This window comes from Sporofaciens musculi, assembly GCF_009830285.1.
Classification (GTDB): Bacteria; Bacillota; Clostridia; order Lachnospirales; family Lachnospiraceae; genus Sporofaciens; species Sporofaciens musculi.
In genome coordinates, this window is the sequence record NZ_WUQX01000001.1 from 433,103 (window position 1) to 455,479 (window position 22,377).

A 22,377-nucleotide genomic window follows, 5' to 3' on the forward strand; every position below is an offset into this window, starting at 1 on the left:
TACATATTTATTGATTTTTTGGCACACCAATCAGACATTAGCAGCAGAAACTCTTTCCGTGGGCTCTGCCCACACCCGGCCTCCGGAATAAGACCGGGAATTTCTGGCAATACTGCTAATGCCGATGAAATAAGGCCGGAACGTTTTGATGCGATATGTCGTTCCGGCTTTTCATTTTACAGGTACCGGGTAAGCCTCTCCCCGTACAGGACGATCAGCTGGTTCAGCACCTGGTCCCAGTTTCTGTAACGCTGTGTCCATTTTTGATCACATTTCCACTGGCAAGATAAAGCATCTTTTCCAACGCGCTGTCGCTGGGGAATACACTCTTTGTCTTTGTCACTTTCCGATACTGGCGGTTCAGTCCTTCTATGATATTTGTAGTATACATGATACGCCGGATATCATCTGAAAACTGAAAGAAGGAACTGATGTCTTCCCAGTTATTCTCCCAGTTACTTATCGCATAGGGGTATTTCCTTCCCCACTTTTCTTTGATCTTTTCCAGTTCTGAAAGAGCAGATGTTTCATTGGGGGCATTATATACTGCCTTGAAATCTGAGGAAAATTTCTTCAGGTCACTGTAATTGACATATTTGAAAGAATTGCGTAGCATATGGATGACACACCTCTGGATCTGGGCATCCGGATAGACTGCCCCTATCGCTTCCTTAAAACCGGGAAGCCCGTCCACGCAGAAGAACAGTACATCCTGTACACCGCGGTTTTTCAGATCATTTAACATGCCCAGCCAGAACTTGCTCGTTTCATTAGCTCCTACTGTGATGCTCAGGATATCTTTGTAACCATCTGCTGTGATGCCCAGCACGATATAAGCCGCCCGGCTTAAGATGCGCCCATCCTCCCTGACCTTGTAATGGATGCAGTCCATGAACACAAAAGGATAGATCGGATTCAACGGACGTGACTGCCATTCCTTTATTTCCGGCAGGACCCTGTCTGTGATCTTGCTGACCATTTCTGCTGACAGTTCCATCCCGTAAAGATCTTGTATCTGGTCATGGATGTCTCTTGTGCTCATGCCCCTTGCGTAGAGGGATATCACTTTTTCCTCTATCCCGGAAATATCCCGCTGGTATTTTGGGATCAGTTTTGGCTCAAATTCCCCTTCCCTGTCCCTTGGGACATCGATCTGGAACTCACCATACTGACTCTTCAATGTTTTAGGGGTATGTCCATTTCTCTTATTGGATGTAGGAGCCTCTCTTTTCTGATTCTTTTCATAACCGAGAGACGCATCCAATTCTGCCTCCATGAGTTCCTGAAGGATATCCTTGAAGCTGTCTCTGAGCAGGCTGTAGACATCAGCTACGCTGTTTAGGTTGTTATCTGCAATAATCTGTCGAATCTGTTCTTTTGTTGCTGGCATAAAAAATCCTCCTTTTCGATAAGAATTGTCATATCTTGATTCTTACCAAAAAAGAGGTATTTTTTTCCAAAGACACAAATTATTCTACACTACCCAAAAAGCAAAACCATATTTTCGTATCTTGTCCGGTAATATACCTTTTGAAACAAGGATTGAGGCATAATCTTTTTTGTCTATCTGCTCTAGGGCAGCTTTTACTGTATCGAAAAGCTCTGCCTCGTTTTCCGTATCCTGAACTTTAAATTCTAAAATCATAGCATCGTCTGTCGGTTTCTTAGGCTCTAGCATCACGTCATATCTTCCAAATCCACTTTCTCTGTTGGATGTAATTATATAGCGGTCTGCCAGTTCCACTATAAGGCCAAGAACAAATCCATGGTAGAAACGTTCTGGTTCCTGTATCGACGGTTTCTTCCCTGTATCGAAGTAGCTGAAAATTTCTGAGCTTACGCGGTTCATATAGACATTCATCGCTTTCAGATCATTCAGCAATAATGCCTTGATAAAATCATTATAGTCTGCCCTGCTCTCGGCAAACCATCCTTTTATTAGCTGGCCAAACATCCGCCGCACTTCAAGATTCGTCAAATCCAGTTCGTATTTTGCATCATCGAAATCATTTTCTATTTCCTCATAGCTTTCAAAGCTCACAACTTTTAAATAACCGCTGGCAAGCAGAAGACCCCAGATGGCCCATTCATTCGTGTCTAATTGGTCATATACAATTTGTTCATCTATTGGCGTAATCAGATGATGACCGTTAAGAAGACCTTCAAAGGCTTTTTTTACCTCTCTGTTTCCTTCTTGGAGAAGCTTTCCGATTAAACGGTTTGAACTGGTATTTGCCCAATATAAACCAGCCTTTTTCTTGCTCAAATAATTTATAATTGACCACGGGTTATAAATGTCTGTCAGCCTGCCAAAGGTAAATCCGTCATACCATAGCTTTACTTCCTGTGCTTTGTCGGTTAGTCCAAATTCGTCTAATGCTGCAAATACTTCTGCCTCTGTAAATCCAAATGCGTCCGCATATTCTTCTGATGTGGTGGTTATAACCTCAAGATTATTCAAATCAGAAAAAATTGATTCCTTACTGATTCTTGTAATACCAGTCATGATTGCACGTTCCAGATAAGGATTCTCCTTAAATGCAGAGTTAAATAAGTTTCTGATAAAACCGGCCAAATCATTCCAATATCCGTTTACGTAAGCCTCCTGCATTGGAGTATCATACTCGTCGAGAAGAATAATAACTTTTTTTCCATAATATTTTGACAAGTACAGCGATAACTGATAAATAGACAGCGTTGCAGTCACATCATCCATGTCAACAGTTACATCTTCAAAATATTTTTTCTCTTTTTATCTAAAATATTTTTTTCAAGCAGAAAATTATTTTTGAGTATATGTTTGATAAAATTTGACATATCTTTCTGCGCGCTGTTATATAGTTATCTTCTTTAATATTGGCGAAGGAAAGGCTGATAACCGGATAAGTTCCCTGTAACTGCCTGTAATTAGTATCTTTCCATATGACAAGGTCACTAAATAAGTCTCCCCTGTCAGCATAATTTGCAGAGAAGAATTGTTCAAGCATACTTATATTCAGAGTTTTACCAAATCTTCTTGGACGGGTAATCAGGCTTACTCTGTCTCCCCGTTCCCACCATTCTTTAATAAATCTGGTTTTATCTATATAAAAATATCTTCCCTTACGGATTGTTTCAAAATCCTGATGTCCAATTCCAACTGTTCTGGCCATAAAATCCCAACCTTCCTGGAACACACGATATCGTTTTTATATATCAATTATAACCGATTCATTAACCTCTGTATACTTCTTTGCATTAAAATTTCAATTCATGAATATCTTGTATCGTTTCCCCATATGGCTTGTCCTTTCCGAACAAAAGTGTTGTTCCGAGAACAAAACCCTGTACGCCTTTTGGTGCGAACTCAAGAATTTTATCTGAACTACAGGCACCGTCCCAATAAATCTCAAAATCCATATCTTCTTTCATCGAAAGTAGTTTTGTAATTTTCTTTCCTACATATGGAAGATACATTTGTCCTGCATTTCCTGGATTTACAGACACCACGAGAACTTTTTTCACAATGCGCAGCATCTCCATGACTGTCTCAACAGAGGTTCCAGGATTGATGGCAATCCCTGGTATCATTCCGGAATTAATGATAACCTGCAAAGTGGTAGACGGATGATACTCTGCTTCCGGATGAATATAGACCGTATCGCCTTTCCGAAGATTTCCAAGAAATAGATTGACATTGTTGATGGGATTTCAATCATTAGATGCACATCCAGCGGTTTAGTCGTTGCGCCGGCTATGTAGCGCAGATCATTTAATGACATTGCAAAGTTTGGAACATAACGTCCATCCATTATGTCTATATGGAAGGAGTCAATCCCTCCCTCATCCAGGTTTTTTACTTCTCTCTCCAGATTCTCATAGTCAGCGCACATCATAGATGCTGTCAGTTCAAAATACATCTTTTACAAATTCTCCTATCACTATATTTTTCCATCCTTTTAAGGCGTACATGTCTATTGCTTTCCATCTGGTATCACTATAATTATAGTCTGGGTAAAAGACTGTTTTTTTACATTGTGCATATTTTATTACATCACACAATCCACTACGGATACCAACAAATGTACCGGCGTATTCTACAATAGACTGCAGTTCTGCTATCTTAGGACTAATTCCGATGGTTCCCTTAAGCGGCGGTTCGTCTCCGGCTATATTTGTGAAACATTCATATCCTTTATTTCGGTATTGCAACACAACCCTTTCCCAAAAACTTTTTGGCAATGTAGTAATTGATTTCGCATATGGAGAAAAAATGATTGATTTTCCCTTCTTTATATGGCGTAGGTCAGGGGATATTTGAAGTCTCTCCTTCCTTGGTTTTACCGGTTCGGTATCTGCCGGAAGGCCGAAGACTCCACAACAGTAAATCTGTTCCAGCGGAATGCATTTTACATATAAAGCTTTATGCAAATTGATTACATATGGCCTGTCCTGATGGGAAATAAAAGAAGCGGTATCCTGTGTATAAAGACAGGCTTGTATCAATTCATCCATGTCCTGTTGTGAAAAAATTTCTATACTTAATCGTGGTTGATGATGTATTGTGGTTTTCTTTATTACGCAATGTCCCGAAGCTTGGTTGTATGATGAGGGAGAATCAGTCGAGTGTGGAACGGCTAAATTTTCTGAAACAGGGCGGAACAGTTCTGCAGTCTGCGCACATGCGATCCCAATCACTCCTACGATACAGTTTCCAATATTCTTTTTTTCCAGAAAATACGGCAGATAAGACATTGTCAAAAAAACATCTCCCAATGCCGAAAACGGACACAAAATTTTGAAATAACCGGGATATTTCTGTTCCAGACGCTGCTTTATTAGCATACCGCGCCGGACACGCACCTGCATACGTTTGATGGTGTTTTCTGACAGAGAATATTCTGCATAACTGTTATAATCCACAAGCTTTTTAATTTCATCTTGATATCCCAGATCTCTTAACTGTTTATTCATTGCCTCGTAAGCGCGTGCCGCTATATAGACGGCTGAATGTCCTGGCAGCTCATGCAGAATAGTTTGTGGCGGCACAACTGGAATGCTTCGATATGTACTGTTATGCTTTGCCATATTATTATCCAGAATAGCTTTGACAGAAATTCCGAGTTCTAAAAACAGATCTGCCAGTTTCTCTGTAGCATTGCAGTGTCCAAACAAGTAAATGGCTTTATCTTGAGTTAGATCTGCGACTAATAATTTATGAAAATTTGATACCATTTCTTTATAATGTGTTTGATCCATATAAACCGCCTTTTCATAAAAAAATAAAATTAACTTGTACAGATTGACATTATGTACAAGTTAATTTTTCCCCACAGAACATTGTTGAATAGAAAACAATACAAGCTTTGTTCGGCAAGGTAAGATTATTTGAGAAATGCATTTAAAGCTTCCTCTTTTGTCAGCAAACCATTAGTGACATAATTGACTAGACTGCCATATTGAATATTATCAGTGAGAACATGTATACATTCAGAAAACTCATACATATAATACAGATTTTTTATAAAGCAATATTCTTCACTTGATATTAGCTGAATATCAATTTTATATTTTTTCAGGCGAAATACGTCTGTTTTGTCCAGTCTCTGTCCCAACACAAGTGTCAAAATCTTTCTCTCCGTTTGTAGGGAAATAAGTCGGAAAAAAGATTCGCTTGTACAATCAATGTTTTCAAGTACAAATATTCTGTCATATTGACTTATGTAACCCTCTATCGTTTTTGCTTCCACGTCAATTTTAATTTTCCTTTACAGAAATATATCTTATGTATGATCCTATTGGAAATATCTCACTTTCTCCAAACAGCGCTTCCTTATTATGCAAAATTTGTTTTTCCATTTGTTTAAAAAAATTATTTGCAAAAGTTAAATGAAAAAATTCAACAGTATTTCCATTTTCATCATATACTTCAATACATTTAGAAAGATTATTCATGCAATACAATTTTCTATTTTTTGTCCAGGCACAAGATATTGCAATCTCCTCATTATTACCGCGTTCCTCATCATAATTCTTAACGGTTTGTATTTCTGTATTACTAGGTATAATTCTAAGCAACATATTTGCCCATAACGGAATAGCGAAAATACTATTTCCTATTTGTACTAAACTGGAAAATCCAATCACTTTCTTTATGGCAAACTGCTCTGGCATTCTGCCATAATCGATCATTTTATTTTTAGACACATCCCATAGTTTTAATTTTCCGCTTTTGCGTTCGGTCAGCAGTACATTTTTTTCAATCAGTGATATTCCAGAATAGGATTGTGGTATATTTCCGCTATATAAGACTTTATATCTTTTTGTTTCTACGTTAAAAGAAAAATTATATTGGCAATTGATGAGGCCAAAATCAATTCCTTATTTCTAATAATACAGTCCGACCAGAAAAACGAGTCGTTTTCCAGTATTTTATTTTTTATATCAAATAACCATTGAACATGATATACCTGTTCATATGTACATAAATTCATTTCGATAATAGCCGGATAACTTCTCGGAATCAAATATAACTTATCGTCTACTATTATAGAAGATATAAATTTAAGCCAGTCTACATAGAGGTTTGCGTTATATTGGACAGGCAGGGATAACGCTATTTCTTCAAATTTATTTTTTTAATATTAAAGACAGAAATGCATTTAGCTGCTCGCGGTGTTAAAAATAATTTCCCTTGGAAATATTTAATACTTGTATAAAGATATTTGGTAAATATATCCTCACTTGGTATAGAACTTATATAATATACCTTATGACTATTTATATCCATATTGCACAAAGCATTAAATTCATTGGCAAAAAACCATAATTTACCTTCAGCCTCACAACAGCTTTCAAAAGTTAAATTATTTGTTCCAAAGTGGAAGAAGTGTTGCATAAAATCACCTCAAATCACAGTCTAAAGCAGCATACAAAATTTTATCCCAAAAATATGCACTATGATGCCTTACAAATAGCTTATACTCAGGTACAAAACTTTTAATCATTAATGGTATTTCCCATAAATCTTCAATGTTATGATAAATACTTAAAGCTAATTTCGGCTTATTTTTTTAATAGTTTTTTCCGCCCCCATATAGCTGGTATATCGGCGCCTTCTAAATCGAATTTGATAAAAGACACTTTTTTATTTGATAAGAGATCATCCAGGCAGACAGTAGATACGCTTCCTGCTGATTCTATTTGTTCTGTAAGTCTGGATATTTGGCTGCCACAGGTACGAAATCCGATTCCGGCATTTCTGTCATATAGTCCAGCCTGATAAATTGTAAAATTGTTACTTTCTGCTATCTGTTTTCCATAGTCAATATTTATATCAGAATTATAATATTTTTGTAAATTATTACATGATCTTCTAAAATTTTCACAATCTGGCTCAAAACAATACGCTTTTTTTTTTAATAGTTTTCCTTCTTGCTTAAGTAATTCAGCAAATCTTATTGTGTCAGCACCATCAAAAGTACCTCCATCTACAAGAATTTCTTCATCTGAATATTTAAATATTCCATCTACAAAATAGTGTTCATAAACATCGTCTGAAATATCAGCATAATTATTTACATTGTATTTTAGCTTTTCTATATAGTTATCGAAAAGTTCAATCGATTTTTTGTCGCTTAGCATTTCGCGTACCTTTAAAATTTTATCCATATTGTCTTGAATGACTTTATATGTATTGAACTCGTGGTATTGCCGTTCACCTATTGAAACATATTTATTGAGACTTCCTAAATCAATGTATCTGGTCACCATGTTTGCAAATTGTAAAATAGCTGAGGGATAGCAATGTGTTACGTTCATTGTATTTAACTGTTGAAGAATACTTTTAATAGCAAAGTTATCCTTTGCCGTAATCAGGACTACATATTTATCAGGATTCTCGTAAAGTTTTTCTGGTGAACACACAGGGATACCAAAAATCTTTTTACCCACTTTTTCTTTATTATTATCACATATAAATGCGATATCCTCATTTGGATAATAATGAAAAATTATCTCTTGAGCTCCTTTTCCTGCTCCAAAAAGAACGAGTTCTCGTCCTTGATAGCTTGCTACATATTCCTTATAACTTTTATAAAATATACCATTCATTATACTATTCTCCTAAAAATTAAAATTATCTGGATCAGGCCCTATTCTATTGCCTGTATCCATCTGATTGATTTTTTCCATATCTTCGGTTTCGAGTTCAAAATCAAAAAGATTTATATTATCTTTTTGTCTTTCTTTGTTTGCAGACCTTGGTATAATCCATATATCCCTTTGTAGATGCCATTTAAGGATAATCTGTGCAGAAGTTTTTCTATATTTCCTTGAAATTGCCTTAAAGGAATCATCATCAACCAATTTACTATAAGATCCTCCCAAAGGACACCATGCCTGTGGCATAATTCCCCTGTCTTTACAATACTTTATCAGATTTGCATTTTGATAATATGGATGCGACTCAATCTGATTCAGTATTGGTATTATTCCTGAAACTTTTGCAAGTTTATCAAAATGAAGAGGAGTAAAATTGCAGACACCTATTTCCTTAATCTTTCCTTTTTCCTTTAGTATTGCCATTGTTTCCCATGCTCTTTCAAAACCAACAGCAGGCCAATGAATTAAATAAATATCTACATAATCGGTCTGAAGATTTCGTAAGCTTTCGTCAAATTCTTTTTGAATCTGATTTTGTCGGATATCTTCGGTCCACAATTTAGTTGATATAATAATATCCTCTCTACTTTTTCCACTTTTCTTTATTGCTTTTCCTACTTCTTTTTCATTCCCATACTGCCATGCTGTGTCTATAAGGGTATAGCCGCTTTGTATTGCATTACATATAGCGTCTGCTTTTAAATCAAAACTTCCTAGTCCAATCTGAGGTATTTTTAAACCTGTAGTTGTTTTAAAAAACTTCATTCTACCACACCCTCTTTTTAAATATATTCATCTATTTGCTTTGTACTTGCTTTCCATTCAGAATGAGGACCCCAGTGTTTCAAATCACAATAGCTGCAGAAAGGAACATATTTTGAACTGAATTCTGCAATTTCTTTCCAACTATCTATCTGATAAATATCAATAGAATCTCCTTCTAAAAGCTCTAAATTCTTCCCAAATTTGTCATTAAATATCTTACTGTGCGCTGCGACGGGACACATATATATACGTCCATCCTTTAGCACATTAAACTTATTATAATACAGACAGCTAACGCAATAAAATTTATCAATTGATTTATTTAAATCCAGGGTATGTTTATCAGATATTTTTGTACGTTTTGTTTCTCGTTCGGCATGGATATTAGATGACATTGTCAGCGATACTCCATATTCCTCCGCCTTTTTCTCTATAGCTTCATAATCAAAGTTTATTGGATAAACTGTTATCCATATTCCGATATCATATTTTTTGCAGGCATCCCACAAGTTTCCCTCAGGCATGCTTTCCCACTCCATCAATAATAGACCATTTGTCAATATATATAGATTAGTATTAGGAAAGGCTTCACGAGTCACTTTTAAAATCTTAATAATATCATGATTGAGCAAAGGCTCTCCACCAAGTAGAGTAATATAGAACAAATCATGGTCATATAGTTCACCCAATCTCTTGATATCCTTTTGATACTGTTCAAAGTTTAAAAAGCAAGGTTCTGAAAGTTGAGAATAATGATCGCACATCTGGCAAGACATGTTACAGTGGTCTGCCAGATTAACCTCAAATGCCATTTCCTCATGTTCTCTGGGCCTTACTTGGTTGGCAATTGCACGTTTATTAAACTCAGACATAATAAAATAGTCATGAAACTGGTTTTCTCTGAATCTTGGAATGATATCTTTATAATACCTGTCAGATAACGCCACAATGATACCTATTCCATCTTCTTTAATAACATCCTCCATCAATCTTATCGGCATCTCCCGATAAGAAAAACAAATTTCTGCAGGGTACCATGTTACAACATATCCCGTAATTTTTACATCGCACATATCAAAATATTTCAACAGCATTTCCTGATTGAATGAAGCTCCATAAATATATATTTTGGAGTATTTTTTGCAGAAGCCAATCATTTCTTCTAGCTCGTATATATGAGGCAGTTCATTAATTGTATGTAATTTTTTTGTACTCATTTAGATATCCTCCTTTTATCGTTTTCTGTGATAGCTCTAAGTATTTCGCAAGGACTTCCTACTGCAATCACATTTGCCGGAATACTTTTTGTCACAAGACTTTTCGCACCAATCACACTGTTATCACCTATCGCTACACCCGGTAAGATTGTGACGTCTGCACCAATCCAAACATTATCACCGATACTGATTGGGGCAGTTATTTCATAACCCTTATTACGTTCTTCGGCAGCAAGGGGATGGTTTACGGTATACATTCCACAATTAGGTCCAATAAAACAGTTTTTACCAATGGTAATGTTTGTACCGTCCATCAGATAGGCATTATGATTTATAAAAGTATTATCACCTATGATACAGTTATAGCCATAATCTGTATAGAAGGGCGATAAAATCACGATGTTCTCTCCCATGTTTGGTAAGAGTTCTTTTAATAGCTTTTCTTTTTCCATTACATTTGTCGGATTTATATTGTTAAAAATAAAATATAGTTCATCGGCTTTCGCACGTTTGGCAAGTAAATTATCATCAAAACCAGGTCCATACCGTATACTTTTTCAAAATTCTCTTGTTTTATCATCTTAATTTCCTTCCTAAATTAAGCGTTTTATGATTCACTCATAACAAATTAAATTAATTATTTCCAATGCAGTTATCGCCGGTTCCCCGTGTTTATAGATTATTTCCACGACATCGTTTGATAAGCCCATACGTTTCAAACTAAAATACTCAAATGAACTGCTATTAAAAAAACGTTCTTCTGCATCATACAAAATAATCTTTTTTGCTGTTGCCGCGCTAATCACATCGCAAAGACCGCTGCGTACGCCGATAAAATAGCCTGATTTACTGATAAATTGGGGAACAATGTTTAATGGCACAAATATAGCTGTTGTACCAAATATTGCCGGTTCATTTTCTCCGCTGCTGTTTGTACAGACAGAAAAACCTTTATTTTTAAGACCGTCTGCTAAAGCTTCCCAAAATACATCTGGCAAATCAGCAAGTGTATTTGAATACGGTGATAATACTACTGTTTTATCAGGTACTAATTGAACCTTTTCAAACAATAACGACAGCTTATCATCTACATTCGCGAAAACAGGGTGTTCTGGTTTGATATTTTCAGGGAGAGCAAATACATATCTGCGAAACATTTCTGTAAAATGTAATCCTTTGTATCCACGGAACCACTCAATCGGATTTGAATGTATAAGAGGCCAACTGTCATTTAAAACTACTATATTTACTTTATCAGGACAAAGCAGATAATAATGCAATAAAAAGGTACAATGACGTTTCTTTTTTGTCAATTCTATATTCTTTATTCCAAACATCATTGCTACTTTTTTGCATGCCTCATTAATAACCACAAAAATATAGTTCTCGATTCGGTTCTGTTCTATATACTGTCTCCAAAAAGTGCCAATTAGATAAATGTCTCCGGTTCCTGTATAAGGGCATATGAAAATAGGGATATCTCCATATTTTTTTATTAACTTTCTATAGTGATATTTTCCTTTTTCAGCGTCAATAAGATGATTCAATAATGCTTTTTTGGGAGCGCAGAAAAGATGTATACTGCTCCTTTTAACATTTCTTCTTTCAAGCTGCGCAGTCATCTCCCTCCAATATGAAGAACCTACAATATAAACATTCTTGCTATCCAATATATTTTCAATTTGATCTACGGAAATCACTTTTATTCGCGCGCAATGGCTGTTTTGCTTATTCTTATCATTGTCCAGAACATTCTTCGGCTCTAATCCATATTTTCTCAGTACTTGAATAATTTTTCGAGTACGTATGCTTACTCCAAAAAGATAGATGTTTTTTTGGGGGATTTTATTTAGCCAAATCAATCTTTTTACACGTTTGTCGATCCATTCTAATTCTTCATCCTGCTTTGATTTCTTAGTTAGCATAAATTTTCTCCGTATTTGTTTCATCTGGCGCTAATACTTCCCTTAAATGATAGAGAGCCAGACATACGGTATCCTGCTCATTCACGGATGTTTCATCAAGCACTCTGCCTAACAGGTTATATTTCGGAAATGACGTATAAGTAAAGACAATATTATCAAAAAACTTTTCAAAAGAATAATAATCATATAATTTTTTGATTTTTTCTAATGGATAGTAGACTGTCGTTACTTTAAATGAAAAATTAAACATTTCAAACATTTTCTTAGATTCCGCATCATGAAATAGAATAATAGCCTCATCTGCGTATTTTCGTTTTACAAAATATTTTAAGTAAGAAATAGCATAATAATCCAACGTTTTATTTTCATTAATTAATACTAAAACCACTTTTTTATAATTAATTTTATATTTTATAGAAAGCCTGAGCCATTGGAAGTATTCTTTTAGTATTATGAAACATCTTTTAAACATTTTTTAACATTTCTCCAATATGTCCGCCAGGATGATTTTTTTTAAACTGTGCTAAATCGAGCTTCATCCGTTCTGCTATCATCATAACTAATCCTTGTAGAATGATTAGGTTAATCGTCGTAGAATTATTTGGCATCACATTCCAAAGATCTCCTTCATGGGTCAGATCCAACACAATGGCATTGTCAATCTCTTTTGTAAGTATGCTGTTTTTCTCAAATGTAAGTAGCCACATGCCGATATTTCTTTTTTTTAGCAGCCTTGCAAGGTACACGGATTCGTCTGTTTCGCCACTCTTAGTCAGAAGAATTAACATATCCCCATCCCTGATAATCCCCATATCTCCATGTACCGCAGAGTTTGTATGTAAAAAGGATGCTTCCAGCCCCATTGAGACCATAGACCCTACGAATTTCTCGCAGATTGGGACGTTCTTTCCCAAACCGGATACAATGATTTTATGACCGTTTTTTAATGTTTCTATTGCGTCATTCACCCATCTTGAAAATTCTTTTTCATCTAAAGAATGGATAGAATGATCAAATTCAGCTAATTGTTTTTCAAAATAATGAATCATATGTCTCCCTCAATTATAATTATATTTTTTGCTGCTTCGGACAGTTACAGAACTTCTTCTAAATAGTACAATCCGTTATAAAAAGCCCCGCAAATGGAATCATAATCCTGCCATGCATAAGTCGTTAGTGAAAGCCAGATTACTGCGTGCAACAGTTTGATTTCCTCTGGGTCTGAGCCAGTCATTTCAAAGAAGTCCTTTTCCATGTCCTCCCATTGATTTGACTGAATATCAAGGCGGACATCTTTGTCTCTTATCTGTAGTTCAAATTTTTTCAGATTAAAGCTGTCATAATTTCCTGCAATAGAATAATAGAGTTTTGCCCAGTCATAACGTGGATCGCCATATAGTTCTGTATAGCCGAAATACCCTCTGGGGTCAATCATAACTGGGCTGCCATCTTCACGCAGCATCAGGTTAGAAAACGTACAATCTCCATGAATCAGGCTAAAGTATTCACAATCAAGCTGACGCAGCCGTTTTTCAAGGTTTCTTTTATTAAAAAATATGTTTTTACATTTTTTCCCGTTTACAGTTATGTATTTCTCATTTGCAAACGGAACCATATCCCGAATGCTCCGTATGCGGGCAAATGTTTTATTGAGATATGCTTCTTTCATGCTGAATGTATCTGACGGAACTTTTTCTACTTTGTGGAGCATCTGTAAGGATTCTGTGAGCTTCATTAGAATTTCTCTTTTTTCTGAATAGGGAAAATGGCATTCATAAATATTTTTTCCATTAATTCGTTCCATTTCCAGAGGAGATGTTCCATAAATCTTTGGCAGGGATGGGATACCAAGTTCTTTTGCTTTGTTATACCATGCACATTCTCTGTGGGCCAGTTTCCGGCCTTGAGTATCGATTCCCTCCTTAATAACTCTGTCAGATTTTATTGTAATTTTATTAAAAGGACGGCATTTTTCCTGTTCAAGTTTATTATATTCACTAAGCAGGCCGAATTCTTTTGTGCCTGCAAGCCCGAATTCACTATATTGCATATGATTCTGCTGCATCCAGCGAACTAACTCCCCGCTTTTTGGTACTGTTTCTATCTTCTTTTTCTCTGAAAATAAAAAAAATCCAGCCACGCCATGTTCGTAAGAACTATCTTCTACAAATGTTCCATCTTTGTAAGACCACCTGCAAGAAAATGTCTGTGATATTCCAATGTAATCGTCTATTGGTTTTACTTTAGTTGCAGAACTATTATATCCTTCGGGCAGTTCTAGTTCTACGGGAAGAATCAGATCCGACCATATAAGCATAAAAGGTTCTTTTTCAGGTATCAGTTCTATGGCCTGCTTTACACCTGCGCAGGTACCCGTACCATCTGCGTCTACAATTTGGTATTTCACATCCGCAAAAGCTTCCAAATATTCATGCATAACCTCTTTTTTATAGTCTGTAATAATCACAAATCTTTTATCTGGATATTTTCGGAATAGGTGGAATAGCATCGGAAGGTTTGCCACAGGTACAAGCGCTTTGGGTTTATTTTTTGTAAGATGTTTTAAACGTGTTCCTTTTCCTCCTGCTTGTACAATGATATAATTCATCATGACTGTATTTCCACCTCCATATTTTGTGTCATAATCGGTTTCTCCATATTTAATAAATGGTATATAGCTGTAGGATATTTAAAATAAGGCACATTGGACATTTTTATAAAAAATGTTGCAGAATGATTCTGCTTCGCTCCCAGATACCTCACATATCCATACCCATCGGGTATAAAAATGGATAATACTTTGTGTTCTCTGGGTCCTGGCATACCCAATACGCAGCTTATTGCTGCCTTCTAATGCCGTTATTTGATTTTTATATCAGGAACATGCGCTTCAATCCTAAAATGAAATACTCACAGTATTTCTTCGGTGAAATCTTGACTCATCGTCAAAATTTATCTGAATCGCTGTTCTTATGACCTAATGATTTTCCCGTCTATTCCGCGCTTCAATACGTTTTTTGATGTGTTCATCTTATCTTCTGCGGCATAGCCGCAGTTTGGGCATCGGAACATTCCATCTTTTTTGATTCCGTTAGCTCCGCATCGGCTACATTCACTGCTGATACCTTTCCCAAGAACTTCTGTAAATTCTACAGACTGTTCCCGACATTTTAATTGAATCCGTTTTCGAATATATCCCCGCTGCCATAGTGTAATACAGTTGTTGATTTTCTTGTTTACGCCGCCTGCGGATGGACGAGGTAGCTTTACCATATAGACCGTCTTAGGTTTTTCTGTCTGCAGGAAACGGTTTAGTTCATGATTGATATAGCTGTGAAGCTGCTCTACATATCGCTTCCTTTTTGCGTTGTATTTTTTTCTTCCGGGGTTATCTGCGCGATGTCGGTTGTAATTGTTTGTCTGTTCCCGAATCCACTCAGCATACTCTAGCTGGTATTTTCCCAAATGTTCTCCATAGACATGGCCTTTATCCGTAGTCAGCATAGTATATATACCTAAAGACACACCAACCTGATTTATATAATCTGGATGACAGTGTACCTGTACATTGACTGGCGCTTTGAGTTCTATATCTCCGGTTTCAGGATACAGCCTGACATAAAGTTGGTTTTTGTATTGATTATTGTCGGTTAATGGCACAAAAACACGTTTACGGTTTTGCTTTGTAGTAATGTATATTCCATGGTCTGCATAACGGTATGCACGCTCTGTCGTAAAGAAACCCGAAATAACATCCGTATGATATTGTCTCGACTGATACTTTCTTATCTGTCTGCGCAGATAATTGTGCATTTTCTTTATATCTACTTGTGCGGCAAGTTCATTGTGTTTTATTTCCATCTCCTTTATCAAGCAAACCGGCCTGTGATTTAATACAGCTTCAAATGCATTGGGTGATTTTAATAAAAAACGTAGATAATGTTTTTCTTCAGATGAAAGAGTTTCATTTTTATTCAGCAGTTCGGAAACTTTTGATTTCGTACGTGTCCATTGGCATTTAATATCTCCTAAAGCATCAAAAACAGCAAGATAGAAATAAACAGAAGGCATTCCTATTTTTTCCCGCAGACCGCTTTTCGTCATCTCATTCTGGATTGTATATCCAGGATAGAGCTTTGCAAGACTTCCTTTCCCGCTGTAACGTGTATATATATAATTTTTTACCTTACAGTAGTCTTCTGCAATTTCTTGAAGTTTTTTCATGTCATCTGAAGAAATAGTCTCTTTATTGTATTGGCAGACAGTCTTGCATATTTTATCCGTCTGCTTTCCTAGTTCTTTCATTCTGTTTCCGGTTATTGTGGGTTGTGTTTGAGCCCCCAATCCCTCCTTTACATGAATAATATGAAACCCTTAGGGATGGATTATCGAAAAGTATACTTTTTCGTAATGATTTTCCTGGAAAATTTTTTAGATATATATTACAAAAAATCAGTGTTAAGTCTATTGACGAATTGTCGATAATATATTAGAATGAGTAAGAAATCAATGGGAAATTGCCATTACGAAAAAGTATACTTTTTCGTAATGGCAATTTGTATTTTAATTGATATTACTGTGTTCGGCTAGCACCACATTGCAGAATTCACCGTTAATTAAACAATGTGGTACTAGAAAACAGACGTTATTTTTTTGCTGGATTAAATGCTTGGAGATGGAGCCGAGCCCGAAGAATAGGTCCTGTGATGACAGCCAGAATAATCTTGGCTGTATCTCCTGGAAGATATGGAATCACACCGATGGACAATGCCGCTGTGAAGGGGATTTCCATCTGAAATGCCAGCCATGCAGTTCCGAAAATGTAGGTTACGGCGGTTGAGAGCACCATGCCGATTATAATTAGAAAACGTTTGTCCAAAAAGCGTTCAACGAATATTCCAGCAATGATGGTCATGAAAATGAAGCCCACAAGATATCCTCCGGTTGGTCCGGCAATTTTGCCAAGCCCGCCTGAGAAACCGGAAAATACCGGAAGTCCGGCGGCACCCAACAACAGATAGATGAGAAAACTTATGGTAGCGTCCTTAAAGCCGAGCACGTAGACACTGATTAATAGAACCAGGTTGGTGAGAGAAATTGGAACAGGACTGACCGGTATAGGAATGGAAAATGGTGCGAGTATACAAGTAACGGCCGTTACCATGGCAATGAGGACAAGGCGGCGGGTGGTAAAACGTCTGGACGAGTTGTTTGGGTTTGTGGTTGTAATATTTTTCATAGTTTTTCGCTGCCATAGGGCGGCAGCATGTCTCCTTTCATATGTAAAGTTACAGAAGATTTTCTGTATAAAAAGTATATGGGAAAAAAGATATTTGTCAACTATATAAAATAAAAGGTTTACAATTTAGATTTTGAAAGATGAATTAATTGTAGAAAAAATATATAAAAATCAGATAATTATATATGAATAACAAAATAATAAATTTATATATAAAAAAGGTAAAAATAGTATTGACAAATATGGGCGCGAGTGATATTATATGAGTAATCCAAAGGAAGTATCGAGAAAGAGATAATAGTTTTGGAAATCATTAGTAAAGGAGGCTTAATCCATTGGACAACGTAAAAGAAACAATAACTCAATATGTCAGTGGTATGGCAGATGAAGGTTCCCAGAGAATAAGCCTTGACTATAGAGGAAAGAAATAAGAGATAAGCCGGTATTTGAATGAGATAAAAAGTCGGAGAGAAAAGGGCCGGATATAGAAGATGATTCACATTTGCAGGCATATTGAAAAAATACCACGTTATAGTTCGGGAAGATTTATAATATGTCAGAATATGTCAGGAAGGGACATTAGCTGACGAATAAGATTTATACCAGAGGGGTACTTCCATTAATATCCTGTGGGATGTATATGGAATAAAAAGGGTATAAGGAGAGTGAAAGGGAACCGGTAATCGAGAGGAATCCTCCGCTTTATATTTATATATGTATAGAATAAAATTTCATAGAGATTAAGGCTGTCGTAGGGATACGGCAGCCTTATTTACGTGAAATGAATTGTCTCATTGGACTATGTAAAGCATATCTTAATAGTAGGCCGGCAGGTTTTTAAGAGGATACGAAAAAAACGGGTGTTTTTTGACAATTTTATTCGTATATTTTTGACATTGTACATGGCGTATGTTAGAATGATAAACGTAAAAGTGTAGAATATTGCAGTTTTAACAAATTTTTTGAGGTGAGAAGTTTGGATAAATATGAATATAGGGTGAAAACAGAGCAGATGCAGGAGCATATGGAGAAGAAGCAGTATAAGAAGGCGATGGAGATTGCTGATACGATTGACTGGCGCAGGGTCAAGAATGTTTCTACTCTGAATACAGTAAGTGAAATCTATGAATATAACGGCGAATACCAGAAGAGTCGGGATATTCTATTTGTTGCGTTCGATCGGTCTCCGGGGAGCAGGAAGATTGCGTATCGACTTGGGCTTCTGGCTCTGCGGATTGGTGATATTGAAGAAGCTGCGGATTGTTATGAGGAGTTTGTGAAACTGGCTCCGAAGGATCCTAATCAGTATATATTAAAGTACAAGATATTGAGGGCCCAAGGGGCGCCGATTGGCGATCAGATTAGTGCGTTGGAGGATTTTAAAAAGGCAGAATATATCGAAAAATGGGCGTATGAGCTGGCGCGCCTGTACCATGAGGCGGGGATGACGGCAGAGTGCCTGGAAGAATGTGACGACCTGATCCTGTGGTTCAGTGAGGGCAGGTATGTGTATCAGGCTATGGAGCTTAAGATGCAGTATAAGCCATTGACTCCACTTCAGCAGGAGAAGTTTGATTCACGCCCCGGAGCCGCAAGGAAGGCACGTCCAGTGAAGAAAAATACTTCTGCAAAGCCGCCGGTTCCGTTAGAGGAGGTAATCCGCGGGGAGGCTCCGGTTAGGAAAGAAGTACTTCGGAGAGTTACGGAGACTGCTCTTAGGGCTGACCAGGAGGCGTTGGAGGATGAGGAAGCCCAGAAGGAGAGTATTGCAGAAGAAGATGCAGGTACAGGTCAGAATACATCTAATTTTGGGAAAACTCAGTCTATTTCTAAGGTTGTAAAGGGAGCGACGCTTCAGGAGGCCCTTGCCAATGGAATGGCGCTTGCCAATGGAATCCGTAGCGTTGAGAAGACGGTTGCAAAGGTGAAAGAGGGAATCCGCCAGGTGACCGGCCAGATACATATGGATGCGCTCGTGGAGAAACGGGGAGCTGATGCGAAAAAGGTGGAACCGGCGCCAAAGAAGGAACCGGAGAAGGTGGAAGTAAAAGAGGAAAAGAAGGAGCCTAAGGCTGCGCCTGCGGGCGCTGTCAGAGCTTCAAGAAAGCCTGCGCCAAGACCGTTGGATAAGAAGACGGACGCACTTCGCGTAACTGGTCAGATGAGAATTGAGGAGATTCTTCAGGAATGGGAAGCAAAGCAGAAGGCCAATGCAGAAGCTATTGAGCGTCAGAGAGAGGAAGACGATGAGAGGCTTCGCAGAGAACGGGATGAGATTGGTCTTCGCAAGGAATTGGAACGCCGTGAGGCAGAGAAAAAGGCCGCAGAAGAAAGGAAAGCGTTGGAGGCAGGCGCAACTCAGAGGATAACGCCAGAAGGTTTACAGAAGCTTGCAGAGAGGGAAGCGTTGAGAAAGGCTGCGGAGAGGAAGGCTGCAGAAGAAGCGGCTGCGAGAAAGGCCGCAAAGGAAGAAGCAGCAAGGAAAGCGGCAGAGGAAGAAGCAGCGAGAAAGGCCGCAAAGGAAGAAGCAGCAAGGAAAGCGGCAGAGGAAGAAGCAGCAAGGAAAGCGGCAGAGGAAGAAGCAGCGAGAAAGGCCGCAGAGGAAGAAGCAGCAAGAAAAGCTGCGGAGGAAGAAGCAGCGAGAAAGGCCGCAGAGGAAGAAGCGGTAAGAAAAGCGGCAGAGGAAGAAGCAGCAAGAAGAATCAAGGAAGAAGCCGCAGAAAAAGAAGCTATGGAGAAAGCCGCGGAAGAAGAAGCGGCAAGGAAAGCGGCAGAGGAAGAAGCAGCAAGAAAAGCTGCAAAGGAAAGGGCCGCGCGTGAATTTGCCAGAAGGGCGGCAGAAGTAAAGGCCGCAGAGGAAGTGGTTAGAAAAGCGGCAGAGGCGGAAGCAGCGAGAAAGGCCGCAGAGAAAGAAGCCGCTTTAAAAGTGGAAGATGAAGAAGCCGTGCGAAAGGCCGCGGAGAAGGAAGAATTAAGAAAAGCAATACAGGAAGAAGCCGCAAGGATTGCAGCAGAGGAAGAAGCAGCGAGAAAGGCCGCAAAGGAGGAAGCAGCACGGAAAGCGGAAGAAGATACAGCGAAGAAAGCTGCATTGAAAAACAAAGCTGTTAAGAAAAAAGTTAAGCAGACGACGAAGGAAAACATTGCGGCGGAGTTGCCGGAGGATAAGCCTGTGATTGAGGTAGGCGGTAAGACGCAGAGGATTCCAGACGATATCGTTAGGCTTATGGAAGAATTAGGCGGTAATTCGGCGGAATTTGGAGATATAGATATATTTGGAGAACCAGCCGCAGATGAAAAACTTATCAGTGAAATCGTTGAGAATAGATACCAGGGACAGGATGCAGAAGGAGACTTTGATGAGGGAGATTTCGATGAGGATGATCTTGATGTAGAGGACTATGGCGAGTACGAGCTGGAGGATGAATTAGGCGATACAGAAGATGAGTTTGAGGAGGCTTCAAAGGAGAGCGACGGAACAGACGACTTCATGGAAGATGAATTCCAGGAGAAGGGCGCGTCAGAGGATGGCTTTGAGGAAGATGGGACGATAGGAGATTTTGCCGATATTGAGGATGACTTCGGGGAGGAAGCTTCAAAGGAGAGCGACGATACAGACGAATTTGAGGAAGAAGATTTCGACACAGAGGAGGATTTCCAGGAAGACGAATTTGAGGAAGAGGATTTTGGGGAGGAAGCTACTTTCGACGCAGAGGATGAGTTTGAGGAAGAAGACTTTGAAGAAGCGGAAGAAGATGATTTTGAGGAGGAAGACTTTGAAGATAAGGTAGAAGACTTCGAGGAGGAAGAATACGAGGAAGAGGATTTTGAGGAGGAAGATGATTTCGCGGAAGAAGACGATTTCGAGGAGGAAGATGATTTCGAGGAAGAGGATGACTTTGAGGAAGAAGATTCTGAGGAAGAGGATTTTGAAGAAGAAGGTTTTGAGGAAGAAGACTTTGAGGAAGAAGAATACGAGGAAGAGGATTTTGACGATGTAGGAGATTATATTGAGGATTCCGACGCCGATTATGGTGAAGATGATTTTGGCGAGGAGGAATTTGACGAAGACGAGTTTGAGGAGGACTCTGAGGACGATTTTGAAGAAGAAGACTTTGAGGAAGAAGATCTTGAGGAGGATGACTTCGAGGAAGACGACTTTGATAGCGGAGAATTTAATGAAGGCGACCTTGAGATTGAAGAACCGTCGGAGGAAGAAATTCAGGCCAGAATTAAGAAGTCCAAGGGCAAAGGAGTTCCCTTTGATACAGGCTTCGTCGTTACAGGCAGATATGATTTGAGCGCGACAAGTGAAATCGGACTGAAAGCCGGCCTTACAGAGGAACAGAAAAAGTTGTTCTCGTACTTTGTTCCGGTCAGGGGGATGAGTGAGCAGCTTGTAGAGGTACTTGACAATGACAGACGGGCAAGAAAAGAGGGAACCTCCAAGACGGGCAATCTGCTGGTAATCGGAAGAAAGGGTTCAGGAAAGACGGTGCTTGCGGTAGATATCGTAAAGGCAATTCAGAAGCAGAGGAATCTGAAGCAAGGAAAGGTTGCCATTGTAACCGGAGAATCCCTGAATAAGAAGGAGCTGACGAATATTATCCAGAAGCTTCGAGGCGGTGCAATTATTATTGAGAAGGCGGGCAAACTGAATTCCAGGACTATTAAAGAGTTGAATCACTTGATGGAGAAGAAGACAGGAGAACTGCTTTTTGTGCTGGAGGATCAGAGAAAACCTTTAGAGCGTATTCTGACGGCGAATCCGGAGTTTAAGAAGAAGTTTACCTCAAGGCTGGAGCTTCCGGTATTCATTAATGATGAGCTGGTAACATTTGGGCAGACTTATGCCAAGGAGAATGGATATAAGCTGGATGAGATGGGAATTCTTGCATTGTACAGCAGGATTGATGTGATGCAGAGAGAGGATCATGCAGTCTCAGTTGCAGAGGTTAAGGATATTATGGATGAGGCGATTGAGCATTCCCAGAAGGCGAATGTTAAGCATCTGGCAAGGAGAGTATTTGGCAAAAGTACGGATGAGTCAGACAGAATCATTCTGAAAGAGGAAGATTTTAGGATATAG

The 22,377-nt window shown here is 38.3% G+C and carries 13 protein-coding genes and 5 pseudogenes; 1 reads left to right on the top strand and 17 read right to left on the bottom strand.

The features are described 5' to 3' along the window. Positions 1–176: 176 nt before the first annotated feature. The 17 genes and pseudogenes from GN277_RS02220 to GN277_RS02295 form a co-directional block, all read right to left on the bottom strand. Positions 177–1,390, bottom strand: a pseudogene (locus tag GN277_RS02220) (IS256 family transposase). An 84-nt stretch (positions 1,391–1,474) separates the two neighbouring features. Beyond that, positions 1,475–3,152, bottom strand: a pseudogene (locus tag GN277_RS02225) (AAA family ATPase). An 85-nt stretch (positions 3,153–3,237) separates the two neighbouring features. Next, positions 3,238–3,899, bottom strand: a pseudogene (locus tag GN277_RS32315) (ribulose-phosphate 3-epimerase). Further along, positions 3,889–5,238, bottom strand: coding sequence for a hypothetical protein (locus tag GN277_RS02235; RefSeq protein ID WP_159749445.1), 1,350 nt, complete (start codon positions 5,236–5,238; stop codon positions 3,889–3,891). Before GN277_RS02235 ends, GN277_RS32315 begins: the two are co-directional and overlap by 11 nt. A gap of 125 nt (positions 5,239–5,363) precedes the next feature. Further along, positions 5,364–5,729 carry a hypothetical protein gene (locus GN277_RS02240; protein WP_159749447.1) on the bottom strand — a complete coding sequence of 122 codons (366 nt, stop codon included), beginning with the start codon at positions 5,727–5,729 and terminating at the stop codon, positions 5,364–5,366. Positions 5,730–5,736: 7 nt separating this feature from the next. After that, on the bottom strand, positions 5,737–6,186 hold the full coding sequence (locus GN277_RS02245) for a hypothetical protein (protein WP_159749449.1): 450 nt from the start codon (positions 6,184–6,186) through the stop codon (positions 5,737–5,739). 858 nt (positions 6,187–7,044) lie between these two features. Next, on the bottom strand, positions 7,045–8,091 hold the full coding sequence (locus GN277_RS02250; protein WP_159749451.1) for an FkbM family methyltransferase: 1,047 nt from the start codon (positions 8,089–8,091) through the stop codon (positions 7,045–7,047). A gap of 12 nt (positions 8,092–8,103) precedes the next feature. Then, positions 8,104–8,907, bottom strand: a complete 804-nt coding sequence (locus GN277_RS02255; RefSeq protein WP_159749453.1) for an aldo/keto reductase — start codon at positions 8,905–8,907, stop codon at positions 8,104–8,106. 17 nt (positions 8,908–8,924) lie between these two features. Then, a complete protein-coding gene (locus GN277_RS02260) occupies positions 8,925–10,124 on the bottom strand; it encodes a radical SAM protein (protein WP_159749455.1) in 1,200 nt (399 codons plus the stop codon). Between the two features lie 82 nt (positions 10,125–10,206). Beyond that, positions 10,207–10,309, bottom strand: a pseudogene (locus tag GN277_RS32320) (DapH/DapD/GlmU-related protein); the annotation flags it as partial. A 69-nt stretch (positions 10,310–10,378) separates the two neighbouring features. Continuing rightward, positions 10,379–10,675, bottom strand: a pseudogene (locus tag GN277_RS32325) (maltose acetyltransferase domain-containing protein); the annotation flags it as partial. A gap of 63 nt (positions 10,676–10,738) precedes the next feature. After that, complete coding sequence (locus tag GN277_RS02270; RefSeq protein WP_159749457.1) at positions 10,739–12,049, bottom strand: hypothetical protein; 1,311 nt, start codon at positions 12,047–12,049, stop codon at positions 10,739–10,741. Further along, positions 12,039–12,521: a hypothetical protein gene (locus tag GN277_RS02275; RefSeq protein WP_159749459.1), complete on the bottom strand. Its 483-nt coding sequence runs from the start codon at positions 12,519–12,521 to the stop codon at positions 12,039–12,041. The genes GN277_RS02270 and GN277_RS02275 overlap by 11 nt, the downstream gene beginning before the upstream one ends. Further along, positions 12,514–13,098 (bottom strand): SIS domain-containing protein, encoded by a 585-nt coding sequence (locus tag GN277_RS02280; RefSeq protein WP_159749461.1) that lies wholly within the window; start codon positions 13,096–13,098, stop codon positions 12,514–12,516. The genes GN277_RS02275 and GN277_RS02280 overlap by 8 nt, the downstream gene beginning before the upstream one ends. A gap of 44 nt (positions 13,099–13,142) precedes the next feature. Beyond that, entirely contained in the window at positions 13,143–14,660 is a 1,518-nt protein-coding gene (locus GN277_RS02285) for a sugar phosphate nucleotidyltransferase (protein ID WP_159749463.1), read from the bottom strand. Positions 14,661–15,019: 359 nt separating this feature from the next. Further along, on the bottom strand, positions 15,020–16,354 hold the full coding sequence (locus GN277_RS02290) for a zinc ribbon domain-containing protein (RefSeq protein ID WP_159749465.1): 1,335 nt from the start codon (positions 16,352–16,354) through the stop codon (positions 15,020–15,022). A gap of 340 nt (positions 16,355–16,694) precedes the next feature. Continuing rightward, positions 16,695–17,288, bottom strand: a complete 594-nt coding sequence (locus GN277_RS02295) for a biotin transporter BioY (RefSeq protein WP_159749467.1) — start codon at positions 17,286–17,288, stop codon at positions 16,695–16,697. Positions 17,289–18,264: 976 nt separating this feature from the next. On the opposite strand from GN277_RS02295, the gene GN277_RS29725 reads away from it, so the two are divergent. Beyond that, entirely contained in the window at positions 18,265–22,377 is a 4,113-nt protein-coding gene (locus GN277_RS29725; RefSeq protein ID WP_159749469.1) for a P-loop NTPase family protein, read from the top strand.